The following is a 12,390-nucleotide window of genomic DNA, read 5'->3' on the forward strand; positions in this document are numbered from 1 at the left end:
ATTAAACAAGGTATGTGAAAAGCATAATTAAGAATTATGCTTTTCACATCTATAGATATCAAGATGGGTGGTTGACTATCTCTTCTTTAAGAGCATTTACAAAGTTATCAGCTTCATTTAATGTAACTATATCGACACGAACATCTTTTGAAGACTTGTCTGAAAGAAAAGAAGAAATATATTCACTCATCTGATCGTTAGTATCTGGCATATTGGCAAGAATATACAGGTGTAATTCTTCCCCTACAGTCTTAAGCTCCTCAATTTGCCCAGCCCAACGACGTACTTTATTCTTAATTGTATCTTCTTTTTGAAGATCAAAATTTACGGATTCGAAAAAGTTAATATGACCATTTTTCCAGGTATGCTCAAATGATATCTCATCATACTTCGTCTTGACAGTGCGAGGACTTAATAATCGAGAAATATCCCGATCATCAAAATAACGTTTAAACATTTTGGTCCATACCTCTTTATCAGATTTGATATCCTGATCAATTTCAATCTTACCTACCGTTAACATTCGCTCACCCAAATAATCAACTAAATGATCAATCGATATGTCTAGCGAATGTCGAATATCGGAGAATAACAATGCGCTGTCATCTCTGACAAACGCCTTTCTTGTTAGTTCATCAACTGATTTAAAAACATTCATCCCAAGCTTATCGCGCTCAATAGTGCTTTTTATCTTATTCAAACTGGTATGAATGGTATTTAGTTGTTTGATTAGATAGCGCGTATTGGCCTGCTCAAACAGTTGCCCAATAGCCCCTACTTTATGCAAAATCCGATAGGCTAGATTCTGATTACTTGGATCAAAAACAACAATACCAACATTCAGAAATTCCCCCGTGACCTTGTCCGGGCAAAATTGTAATACTTGATATTGAAACTTTTTCATGATAATAATAATTTGATATTTTGGATAAATGCAACTCTATTTTTCACCATCAAGTCAACATGGGTTTTGATAATATTAAAGCTATCTTCAGAGAACCATTCGTTTGGTATAATAGATTTAGCCCGTTCCCAAAAATCGTCATCAAATCTAGTCATTTTTTCAGAGAATCCATCAAGCTGCTCTATATTCCCCTTGACTCTACTGAATAAGCAATGTTTAAACAGTACGCCTTTATCTAATTCATTAAAATTCCACGGTTCGATATTTTTGTCCCATGGCATCTCTCTAACAAACGCAAAAGCAGCTTCGTGATCCAAAAGCAATAATGTATTACCATCAGTAATCATATTTGGCTTCTCTGCATTTCTATCTACATTACGTATAAGCATATCGAATGCCACAATTTCTTGAGCAACATCTTTTTGTTTGCCTGTCAAAGCAATATGGTTGTCTAAGATCAATAAACCTTTAACAAATTCGGATCCATAATTATATCCCAGACTTCTACTACAACGCAGAAAATGGCCTTTCCCTTTCTGAAGCTCGATAAAATCTTCACTTACATCAACTATTACAGGTACTACAACCGACAGGTCTAACTCAATTGCCATAAACGCACCAATGAGCTCAAACATCCTACCATTCGGTATCATGCGCTCGGAGGCATTTAATTTGACTACATATTCGGCTCGCTCATGTGTAGCTTTATTTATCGCTCCTACCACAAACGGTAAGTTGGCGCTATCAGTTAGTTCGTGTATTACTTCTACGGCATAAACCTGCGCAAGCGTAAATTGTTTGGATTTAATTGACAAAACAAATGATATTTTAAGATTATATAAATGGTCATGTATTCCCTCTTGCAAATTTAATTATTTTGTTATTCATACACATAGTTAAAACAAATAATATACTCAGAATGAGATGATAATCCACTGAGTATAATAGGCGAGAGAAGAAATTAGTAAATTTACGCCTCACTTGGCATAGCGTTTTTATAGAAAGCAATACGGAAGTTTTTATAATTTTATAAAAGAGAGTCTAATATTAATTAACCTTCAGATGCACAACACAAATAAATTCTCACAGAAAGAAGCCATTTACATCGATGGAAAGGACAAGACTAATGATATCCAGTCCTATTCTTTCGCGGGTGAGAAATGTATTGTGACATTCAAAAGCAGCAATAAAAAATATACGTACAATAAGGATAAAATTCAGATCGTCAAATCTGCTTTGCAAAGTAAAAAAGCGGAGACAACATTCAATTATCTGAAAGCGATTGCCGATGCTGTTGGACTTAAGTCCGAAGTGGGAAAAAACATTCTATCGGATAGCTACGACAGAATATCTTTTATCCCTGAATATGCCATCCTCTCCAATTATCTGAATGAAACGCAGCCAAAAGATTGTCCCCCTACCCTTCCTATCGAAATATTTCCCTTTGGATTCAACCTCAGCCAAAAAGAGGCTGTAAACAATGCATTTGCGAACCCGCTGAGTATTATTGAAGGGCCGCCAGGCACCGGTAAAACGCAGACTATACTTAATATCATAGCAAACGCTATGATAAATGGTCAGAGTGTAGCGGTAGTTTCGAGTAATAATTCGGCTACGAAAAATGTATATGAAAAACTTGAAAAGAATGGCCTTTCCTTTATCGCTGCTTTACTGGGTAATAGCCAGAATAAAAAGGAATTTATAGAATCGCAATCTGAAATCCCCGATCTGTCTAAATTTAACCTAACAGAGCAACAGCTAACAAAATTGAAACAGAAGAACAGTGAACTTTTCACTCAGCTTACTGAAAAGTTAGCGCAAAAGAACGAACTTGCCACACTGAAACTATTGATCGAAAATATAAAAACAGAACAGCAACATTTTCTTCATCAGGTGCAGTCAATATCAAATTTCAAACTCAACACGAATCTTTCATCGGATCGCTTAATGGCTCTCTGGAATTCAATTGCAATACATGAACGCTCGGGAGCAAAATTCAATTGGTGGAAGAAACTGGTCTATCGCTTTCGGTATCGCATCAAAGATAAGGGTTTTTATACCTTATCGCATTGGGATATGATCGAGATCACTCAATCGGCCTATTATAAGGCTAAAATAGCAGAATTGGCGCATCGCATCAAATCGTTGGAAAATGCCTTGAATAACTTCTCTTTTGAGAAAAAGGTGCAGGAGTATACGGATTCCTCAATGCGCCTTATTAAAAAGGTGCTTTATAACAGGTATCAGCATAAGGAGCGTCCAACTTATCAGGAAGCAGATCTCCGCGCTAAGTCTGCAAGTTTCATCGAAGACTACCCGGTTATCATGAGTACCACATACTCGCTACGAAGATGCCTGGCTGAGCATACTGTCTATGACTACGTGATCATTGATGAGTCTTCGCAGGTGGATTTGGCAACAGGTGCATTGGCGCTATCATGCGCTAAACGAGCCGTCATTGTCGGTGATCTAAAACAGCTCCCGAATGTGGTGGATACAACAATGGCACAAAAAACGGACGTTATTTTTCATGCATTCAAAATGTCCGAAGCTTATCATTATGCTAAAAATAGTTTGCTTGCATCGATCACACAGCTATTTCCAGATGTACATAGAACATTACTGAAAGAACATTATCGCTGCCATCCAAAAATCATTGAGTTCTGCAACCGTAAGTTCTACAATGATCAGCTCATTATCTTATCTGAACCAACAACAGAACGGGAACCGCTAATGGTCTATCGAACAGTCGCGGGTAACCATGCACGGGCACGCATGAATCAACGGCAGATCGATGTTATCCTACAGGAAATAATACCACAACAGGGGCTTGCTTCGGTTGACTTAGGCATCGTGACGCCTTATCGTAATCAGACAAATATATTGCAGGGTACATTTGCGGGCACCAAGGTTATCGCAGATACTGTCGATAAGTTTCAAGGGAGGGAAAATGATGTGATTATCCTATCTACTGTCGATAATGAGATATCGGAATTTACAGATAATCCTAACCGTCTGAATGTGGCCATCTCCCGAGCTAAAGATCAGCTGATCTTGTTGGTACATGGCAACGATTCTGGAAATGATAGCAACATTGCAGATCTAATCCGTTATATCGAATACAATAACTTCACGATTATACAGAGTACGTTGCATTCGATCTTTGATTACCTATACAAAGGCTATGAGGAAAAGCGACGCAGGATCTTGTCTCAGAAGCGTATCAAATCGGTATTTGACAGTGAAAACCTGATGTATACACTGGTATGTTCTGTATTATCTGATGACAGGTTTTCAAAATACGATGTGCTCCTCCATTTTCCATTGCGAAGCTTGATTAACGACTACTCACTAATGACACCTGCTGAAGCAAAATATGCAAGCCATCACATGACGCACCTGGATTTTCTGATCTACAACAAACTTGGCAAAAATCCGGTCCTGGCGATCGAAGTGGATGGTTATGCTTATCACGCTGTCGAAGGAAAACAATCGGAACGTGACGCAATGAAAGATGCCATACTGGAAAAGTACGGTCTGCCGCTACTCCGATTTTCAACTACTGGAAGCGGTGAACGGGAAAGGCTGACGAGGAGTCTTGGTGAGTTGTCTGCTCTTAAGTAATAGATAAATTCCCCCTATTGTGACTGGTAGTTTTTTAAGAAAATTAAGGTATGGATACAGTCATGCGTTTGTGCGTGAATATACTATTAAACGATCAATCAAGTGCAGAAAACCGTATTAAGCAACTATTTAACAGTAAATTGCCTCGAAATCAAAAATCATCAGACTTTTGCAGTAGTTTTGCTATACAAGAGATACGAGAGCGGAACTTCCTCTAAATTTCTTGAACAAAGAGTAACAACTATAAATACCGCAGCATGACGCAAAATAAGCTCACCTTTACCTATCAGGATTTAGCAATCGAGATTATAGATGAGCCTACTTACCATACGGGCTCTCCTGATAATACCTTAAGCTACGATAAACAATATCTCGGTGCCGAAGCGCATCAATATACCAGCTCGACACATGCTATAAGCGTTAGGCAGGGTAATCAAATCCTTTCCAGCTGTGTTGTAATAGGTTCGGGTAGTGCAACGACTATTCATGAAAACTCAACTATCCATGACAATGACCATTTGCTCCTTTGCTGTGGCAACACGGTGTTCTGCCTCCTATTACCGCATCTCGATCTCCAATGGCAAATCCACGCAGATCCCATAACTTGTTTTCAACTCTTTAGGCTACAGGATGACTATATCGTTCATGGCGAAATGCAAATAACGCGGATTGACAAACAGGGAAACATAGCATGGGAATTCGGAGGTGCGGATATTTTCGTTTCCGTGGAGGGAAAGCAAGAGATTCAAATCGGTCATGATAGGATTGTGCTCACCGACTTTTCCAACAGGATCTACACTATCGACTTTTACGGAAAAACAATAGACACCTAGAGCGACGCATCTTAACCTAAAGATAGGTCTTAAGAAACGTTATATTCGATCCTTTATAGCATCAGCAATCGGCTTAATCAACCATACGACAAAGATTAAAAAATAAGTATTTTGAAAAAGAATGGGCTTCTGATAATGACAATCAGTTTCTTTCTGATAGTAAACACCGTATGCTTCTGGGAAGGGCAACTTGGACTCCTTGCATTTCCTACTTTCTTTGTTTTGTTTGCCATTTATTTGGGGCTTGGAATTGCGCTAGCAAGGCAAATGTACTTCCTGGTTAAAGAAAAACTATCAAACAAAAAACGACTCATAAACACTGGACTCTTAGCTTTTGTGCTAATACTTACGTTTTTGAAGCCTAAAGGGCTTATAGATTTTGAGAAATTTGAAAGAGAAGATCTATTAATAGCTAAAAGAGAAGGCGTGGCAAACTGTACAACTACATTAAAACTTAAAAATAATTTTACTTTTATCGAACGAAGGATCTGCTTTGGTGTGACTGAAGTGAAAGGAAGCTACCACGTACAGAATGACACAATTTATTTTGACAATGTGAATATCGGCCGATCCACAGAAGATTTTTATAAGTTTGCGACCGTGAAAAAAGTAAAATTTGAAGACGAGAGTGAACAATATTACCTGATGTTACACAAGGGCTTGACTGATACGCTAGGCTATGAATTGGTGATAACAAAACAAATTGATTCTTGCTTTCTTTTCACAAATAAAGTAAGTCTACTACCTTTAAATCAACTTCGTCCATTCTAAACAATGGCTTATTTATATCCTAATAAAATTAATAACATGAGTAAATTCCACTATGACGAAGCGGCTGCAGAAGTAGTAAAAATTATAGATATCACTTTTGAGAGTTTTAGAGAAATAGCTCCGGATTACTTAATGAATTAACGAGAAAAGTTTAAGATTCCTTGAATACCCACTCTACGTAAGATTATTTTTTTTACAGAAACAATGTCCTGTGAATGTTTTGCTGAGTTTAGGATTGATCATACGAAAAGAACACAGCTATCCTTTATCCTTAACCTTACCAGTCAAATTCAACAATTTCTGGGTATTAATAACGGGTAAGAGTATGCCGTCTTTTATAACTGTACCTTGTGTACGGGTCAATATTATGCCACGTGCTGTAGAATAGATAATAGCAATCAATGTGTGCCCCAAAACAGATGATACACTGATTTGCTCTAGCTTTTTGTCAGAATCAACAACATACTTTTCAAGTTCATCTACCTTAAATAAAAAGTCAAACGTAAATTCTGCCGTTAAAGGTAATGGAGTATCATCGTTACTTAAGCCATGAAAACGTGCCGTAAAGAGAAATCGTACAAGCTGATCCTCAAGACGAAACATGCTCTTTACATCAAAATCAGTTTTAAAACCAACAAGCGGGCTCTCATCAAGATCGTCACCTACATCAATGTTTCCTTTTACTGTTTTAACTTCTAAAAGCTGAATTCTATCTGGATCTATGTTGTTATTCTTCGACATACTAACTGCTTAACTTGCGGTCTCAATATAAAACACCTCTCTGGAAAATTTTTCCTTGTTTGGTTTTCCTCCCTGTACATGTACAGCCGTTGTGACTTGAACACTCCCTGCCGAAACGAAATCTTTCATCCGCATTGGATTATTAGTTCTTTCAAACACAGGCGTTTTTATAGTTAAGGCATGAACAGCCTTTGAGATTTCCTCTTCGGATTCCTGAGCAGTATAGATAATCTGCTCTCTAAGCGCATGCTCTATCTTGGCTATTGATTTCACCGTGAAATTATGGAAACCCGTAAGCCATCTGCTGATTTCGGCCTCTTTCTTACCCAGCATGTTTGCAAGATCTCTTTGTTTTAATCCTTTTTTATCTAGGATAACGAGAATCTGGTTTGCAATAGCTAGCGAACGTGAAACGAAGAGTTTAGATTCGTTATCTGTACTTTCTAAAATCTCATCAAACAGATTCAAATTATCTATTACTTGTGGCGTTTTCATATTCTATACCAAAAATTTTAAGTCGATTTAAAGTTCTATCTCAAAATCATCATCCATGTGCAATTCCTTATCTACCAATATCACTTCTCTATTTTTTATAGCTTCATCAAGCTTGCGCACTAAACTGTTGGCGAAATGAAAATGTTTTCTACAATTGGGACACTCCTCTGGATTATTTTTTGTCTTAAGATCTCCGTTGAGCAGGATAACCACTTTCTCGCTCAGCCGTATACAATACAACCGCAGCCCAAATTTGTTTGGCTTTCCTGGCTGTATATAATATCGTGGTGGAAGAGCATCCGCAGCACGTTCGTGCCTAAAATGTGCTTCCCGCGCACCATACTTCTCGCCTATTTCCTTGATGAACTGTAAAATCATACCAAGTTGACCAGCATATTCTAGCACATTCTGCATACGCATTAAAAAATCTTCAAACTCACTTTGAGCCACGTCTTCCATCTGTACTGTATAAAAGCACACCTTCTCAAAGGATAATCGTCCGAGTCTTTTTATAGTGACAAACAACTTAACATATAAGTTAAGCACAAATATAGTGCTAAAATTGAAACAAACAATATATTGTGCGGTTTAACAATTGATTTATTACAAAACATTGATTATCAAATCTAATAAAAAAACAGTTTACTATAATAAACCTCGTTAAATGAAATTCTTACACTTATTTCGACGATCTGCAATAATTTTTTCTTCGTCACTCCAAATAGCCTTGATGAGTACGATTAGTTTTAGTTTTAATGCTTTTGTTGCGCCGCGAATTGCACCGCCATTTTGAGCGAACTACTGCTGTAATATAAACTATATGTGCGCAACAGGAACGACAGTTCCTCTAAATTTCTTGAACAAACAACAACGTTAAATACCGCAGCATGACGCAAAATAAGCTCACCTGCAGCTATCAGGATTTAAGAATCGAGATCATAGATAGCCTTCGGCTTGGAAGATACGCAAGGCTATGAATTGGTGATAAAAAAACAAATTGATTCTTGCTTTTTTTTCACTAATAGATTAATTCTACTACCTTTAATTCAACTTCGACCATTGTAAACAATGGCATGTTTATATCCTGATAAAATTAACAACATGAGTAAATTCAACTATGACGAAGCAGCTGCAGAAGTAGCAAAAATTATAGATATCACTATTGAGAGTTTTCGAGAAATGACTCCAGATTACTATACAGAAGAGTACTTGAATCACGTAATTAAAAATAAACTTTCCTATAGAGAATTGGCATTATATCCTAAACCAGGTTATCGAACAAAAGCTAGTTTACGATACGTGAAGAACGACGTACTTATATTTTTTCAAGAAGGAGAGGGCCCAACTGTGGAATACTTTTGGGCAAAGATTAAAGAAGCGAGAATCCCATTAATAAGAGAAAGCAGGAATATCGAAAAAATAATGAAAAGAGGTAAAATTAAGAATGAATTTGAATATGATTTTGTTATTGATGGATATACTTCGTTCCTAGAAATGGATTCTATTTCAGAGCAAGACATTGATAAATTAAACGAAATGATCGGAAAATTTGAAATGAGTAGAAAAAGCTAGTTAAATAACTTGGAATCAATAGAGTATTGATAGAAAATTTTTCTACTTTTAGCCTGGATGAAAAGCTTGTATTTTTAAGCAGATGTGCCTAGGGATACATCTTGAGACCGCAGTTAAACCGGTTCTCTCCTGTGGCAGGAAAGCAGTAAATTCACATCGTATCCATATTTAACCTGTAGATGCAATGTATTAGACTTAGTATTTTTGCAATTATTGCCTTCTTTGTAGGGGTGTATATCGCAGTCAGTAATACCAAGGAAGAATAAATAGATTTATGCAGTTTATCGACGGCAATGGTATCCCCTATTTTATTCGAAACGGGTTTATGAAAAGTAGCGGGTATGTTATTTGTTGCTTGGGGACTGAATTAGCTATTTTGGGAATAATATTAAAGAAAAAATGTGTTATATAAAATTAAACATTGCCTTACGTACGCTCTCATTGTGATATTATCATTGATGATCGGTAGCTGTAGTAATAATCGTAGCAATAATAAAAGTACTTATAAAATAAATAGCATATACGCTCCAAAACTACAGGCTCTAGAAAGTTCAATAATTTCCTACATGAAGACTGCTGAGCCCAACTATACGCAACGCGATGTAGATCAATGTATGGGAATACTGAAGGAATATCTGCAAAAGATGGCTGCTACCAACGCTAAAGATGAAGGGAACGAGGTTGTTCAATCGGCGGTTATTTCTTTGAACCAACTGAACGAGAAATGCGATTATGAATTGATAGAGACCAGCGAAAGAGAACAAATAGCAGATATTATTATATCCGCAGCGGCAGATAAAGGTTACACGACTTTGGAAGAGGATATCACCGAGGAATGGCGAGAATGGTAGATAAAATGTCTAAAGAGTGCCGTTTCTGTTTTAATGATTGGCATTGAATTTACTAACTTAAAAAAAAGTTAAAAATGAACATCCATATCATCAGTGATCTGCATAGGGAATTTGGATACAACGATATCAATCTGCAAATAGCTGATGTACTTGTGTTGGCTGGAGATACTGATCTGGGGATAAAAGGTATCAACTGGCTCAAATCACTTTCGCTGGATATACCTATCATCTATGTACTGGGTAATCATGAATATTATAAAGGAGCTTATCCAAAAACATTACATAAAATTAAAGATGCAGCAAAAAATTCCAATATTCATGTATTGGAAAATGAATCGCTGAATATCGACGGTGTCCGGTTTCATGGCTGTACGCTGTGGACTAATTTTTCTATTAAAGGTAATCCAATTGTGTATGGGTCGCTATGCCAAAGTCGAATGAATGATTACAAAAAAATTAGATTAGGTTATCAATATGCTAAATTGAGAAGTATAGATACCTTTAGAATTCATCAAACTTCTAGTCAATGGTTGGATGAAAGTCTTAGTACCAGCGAAACGAAGCACAATATTGTCGTAACGCATCATGCGCCGAGCATACGGTCACTACCAAAGAAATATTTAGATGATCCGATTAGTGCTGCCTACGTCTCGGATATGGAGGACTTCATACTAAAGCACCAACCCTCTTATTGGATTCATGGTCATCTTCATAGCCCTGTAAAATATAAAATTGGTAACACCGAAATTATATGTAACCCACATGGTTATATTGATGAACGTATAATGGGTTTAAAAACAATCTTATTATTGAGATATAAACTAAAAAGACAGAGAATCTTTTTGTTATGAAGATACCGAACATTCTTGGTCCTGACTTTGTAATTGTCAGAATTGTTTGGGTCTCTTATTTTGGCTGGCTAATACGGCAATTTCGTCTATACGTTTTTGTCGGGTTTCAGGTCGTTTTGCAAAAACAATCCAGCTCAGCATCATTTTTTTTATACTTTTGCTCGAAGACAAGAAATACGCCTTTGCGCCTTCATACTGTTTAAATGCTTTTTCTAGATCATCAGGAATAATAAGCTCTTCGACCTCATCCAAAACTGTCCAAGAACCGTTTTGCTTGGCAATTTCAATGCTATCCAAACCTGCTTGTCTCATTTGTCCACTTTCGATAAACTGGCGCACCTTTTCTTTGTTGATTTTTGACCAGGTACTGTTCGGCTTTCGTTTACTAAAAAACTGATGGGATGTTTCTTTGTCAATTTTAATCTTTTTGCTGTCTATCCAACCAAAACAAAGAGCAACATCTACCGCTTCTCTCCAACTGACGGTAGGCCTCTCCGATAATTTGGAATAGAAAACCAACCATACAGATTGCTTGGAAAGATGATTTTTTTCTAACCACTTTCTCCAATCATCTGGACTTGTTGGATAAAAAATTTCTACTTCGTTCATTTCATCATAGAATAACAGCTATCAAAATCTTCCACATTACATGCAGAAAGTTGATCAAAACAATAGACACTAAAGCATAGTCAAATATGCAAATCTTTATTGCTACTTTTATAGGTGAAATGAATTATGAAAGTTTGTATGAAATTATGAGTAAAACCAGGATGGAAACAGGTTATTTTAAGCGAGTTTTATACAAAAATTCTTGAAGATGGCTATCATACTTTCTGAATTACGAGATTATGATATAGCGAAAAAATATAAGTTTTTCTATAAGCACTGTTTTTCTATCAAATATAGACAAAACAATATTATTCAATCTACATCAGTCCTCTTAAAGGATCTTTCCGTATCGGATTAAACGTAATAATACCTATCTTTAGTTGCAAAAAATGGGGTTCCCATACGATTCAAAGCTGATGTCAATATGAAAGTTTACGCTGAATTTAAAAAAGATGAAGGACTATTATTCCGCACCAAAACATTATTACAATATGGAGATTCGTGGGACTTGATAGGCTCAATAGTGATGAAAAATCCAGGAAGCGCAAAACCCGGAAGCCAGTTAAGTGAAGACGCGAAAAACGATATCTCTGCTTTCTACGAAAAGAACATCGATTTTGATCATTGGACGTCGACCGATGCTGATGCCACGATGAAAGATATTTTGCCGATTTTTAATGGAAACTATGTAAATAAAAAAATAGATCTAAACGGTGTTATTCAGATCTATAACCTATTGAATGTATGTGATCCCAGTGTTGATTCTGCTTATAAGAAAACCAACCAAAGCAATTCTAAATTTTTATTTCCTATTTTTTCAGAATGTGAAAAAGAGTTTAAGAACAAGCCTATTTATTTGGGATTCGGCAACTTCTATACAAACAGAGGATATGCGTATTTTCATAAGCTACGCGATCTAGCAAAGGAATTCTTTGAATACATTAAAAGAAGTGAATTTGACTATTTAGAAGATGATTATCTGATCGATGAACACTTTTATCATAAGAACTTTTTTTATCATCCTCAATTTATTAATAAGCCTACAAAGCGAGAGAAATACCTACCTGTGCTCGACAAATTCATTAAACTGTTCCCACATTAACACCGTTATCCTGATCATTAGAAATTATCCACCAATT

The 12,390-nt window shown here is 36.5% G+C and carries 14 protein-coding genes; 8 read left to right on the forward strand and 6 right to left on the reverse strand.

The features are described from left to right. Positions 1–58 precede the first annotated feature (58 nt). On the reverse strand, positions 59–904 hold the full coding sequence (locus tag ACSZOX_RS11075; RefSeq protein ID WP_437920021.1) for a DUF3037 domain-containing protein: 846 nt from the start codon (positions 902–904) through the stop codon (positions 59–61). Further along, a complete protein-coding gene (locus ACSZOX_RS11080) occupies positions 901–1,770 on the reverse strand; it encodes a HipA family kinase (RefSeq protein ID WP_437920022.1) in 870 nt (289 codons plus the stop codon). The genes ACSZOX_RS11075 and ACSZOX_RS11080 overlap by 4 nt, the downstream gene beginning before the upstream one ends. A 196-nt stretch (positions 1,771–1,966) precedes the next feature. Here ACSZOX_RS11080 and ACSZOX_RS11085 point away from each other — a divergent pair, with 196 nt between their 5' ends. From ACSZOX_RS11085 to ACSZOX_RS11100, 4 genes are all read left to right on the forward strand, one after another. Next, on the forward strand, positions 1,967–4,528 hold the full coding sequence (locus tag ACSZOX_RS11085) for an AAA domain-containing protein (protein ID WP_437920023.1): 2,562 nt from the start codon (positions 1,967–1,969) through the stop codon (positions 4,526–4,528). A gap of 50 nt (positions 4,529–4,578) precedes the next feature. Further along, entirely contained in the window at positions 4,579–4,746 is a 168-nt protein-coding gene (locus ACSZOX_RS11090) for a hypothetical protein (protein ID WP_437920024.1), read from the forward strand. Between the two features lie 39 nt (positions 4,747–4,785). Beyond that, positions 4,786–5,361: a hypothetical protein gene (locus tag ACSZOX_RS11095; protein ID WP_437920025.1), complete on the forward strand. Its 576-nt coding sequence runs from the start codon at positions 4,786–4,788 to the stop codon at positions 5,359–5,361. Positions 5,362–5,472: 111 nt separating this feature from the next. Continuing rightward, positions 5,473–6,132, forward strand: a complete 660-nt coding sequence (locus tag ACSZOX_RS11100) for a hypothetical protein (RefSeq protein WP_437920026.1) — start codon at positions 5,473–5,475, stop codon at positions 6,130–6,132. Positions 6,133–6,390: 258 nt separating this feature from the next. Here ACSZOX_RS11100 and ACSZOX_RS11105 read toward each other — a convergent pair whose 3' ends face one another. The 3 genes from ACSZOX_RS11105 to ACSZOX_RS11115 are packed head-to-tail and all read right to left on the reverse strand — an operon-like array spanning position 6,391 to position 7,827. After that, positions 6,391–6,873 (reverse strand): hypothetical protein, encoded by a 483-nt coding sequence (locus ACSZOX_RS11105; protein ID WP_437920027.1) that lies wholly within the window; start codon positions 6,871–6,873, stop codon positions 6,391–6,393. Positions 6,874–6,882: 9 nt separating this feature from the next. Beyond that, positions 6,883–7,368, reverse strand: coding sequence for a helix-turn-helix domain-containing protein (locus ACSZOX_RS11110; RefSeq protein ID WP_437920028.1), 486 nt, complete (start codon positions 7,366–7,368; stop codon positions 6,883–6,885). 27 nt (positions 7,369–7,395) lie between these two features. After that, the gene (locus ACSZOX_RS11115) at positions 7,396–7,827 is read right to left on the reverse strand and encodes a hypothetical protein (RefSeq protein ID WP_437920029.1); all 432 of its coding nucleotides are present in this window, start codon (positions 7,825–7,827) and stop codon (positions 7,396–7,398) included. 642 nt (positions 7,828–8,469) lie between these two features. On the opposite strand from ACSZOX_RS11115, the gene ACSZOX_RS11120 reads away from it, so the two are divergent. The 3 genes from ACSZOX_RS11120 (at position 8,470) to ACSZOX_RS11130 (ending at position 10,642) form a co-directional block, all read left to right on the forward strand. After that, complete coding sequence (locus ACSZOX_RS11120; protein ID WP_437920030.1) at positions 8,470–8,940, forward strand: hypothetical protein; 471 nt, start codon at positions 8,470–8,472, stop codon at positions 8,938–8,940. 566 nt (positions 8,941–9,506) lie between these two features. Then, positions 9,507–9,791, forward strand: a complete 285-nt coding sequence (locus ACSZOX_RS11125) for a hypothetical protein (RefSeq protein ID WP_437920031.1) — start codon at positions 9,507–9,509, stop codon at positions 9,789–9,791. Positions 9,792–9,865: 74 nt separating this feature from the next. After that, complete coding sequence (locus ACSZOX_RS11130) at positions 9,866–10,642, forward strand: metallophosphoesterase (RefSeq protein ID WP_437920032.1); 777 nt, start codon at positions 9,866–9,868, stop codon at positions 10,640–10,642. A 36-nt stretch (positions 10,643–10,678) separates the two neighbouring features. On the opposite strand, the gene ACSZOX_RS11135 is transcribed toward ACSZOX_RS11130, so the two are convergent. Continuing rightward, the gene (locus tag ACSZOX_RS11135) at positions 10,679–11,251 is read right to left on the reverse strand and encodes a YdeI/OmpD-associated family protein (RefSeq protein WP_437920033.1); all 573 of its coding nucleotides are present in this window, start codon (positions 11,249–11,251) and stop codon (positions 10,679–10,681) included. Between the two features lie 424 nt (positions 11,252–11,675). Here ACSZOX_RS11135 and ACSZOX_RS11140 point away from each other — a divergent pair, with 424 nt between their 5' ends. Beyond that, the gene (locus ACSZOX_RS11140; protein ID WP_437920034.1) at positions 11,676–12,353 is read left to right on the forward strand and encodes a hypothetical protein; all 678 of its coding nucleotides are present in this window, start codon (positions 11,676–11,678) and stop codon (positions 12,351–12,353) included. The last annotated feature ends 37 nt before the right edge of the window (positions 12,354–12,390 follow it).

Source organism: Sphingobacterium sp. LRF_L2 (assembly GCF_965644235.1).
Classification (GTDB): Bacteria; Bacteroidota; Bacteroidia; order Sphingobacteriales; family Sphingobacteriaceae; genus Sphingobacterium.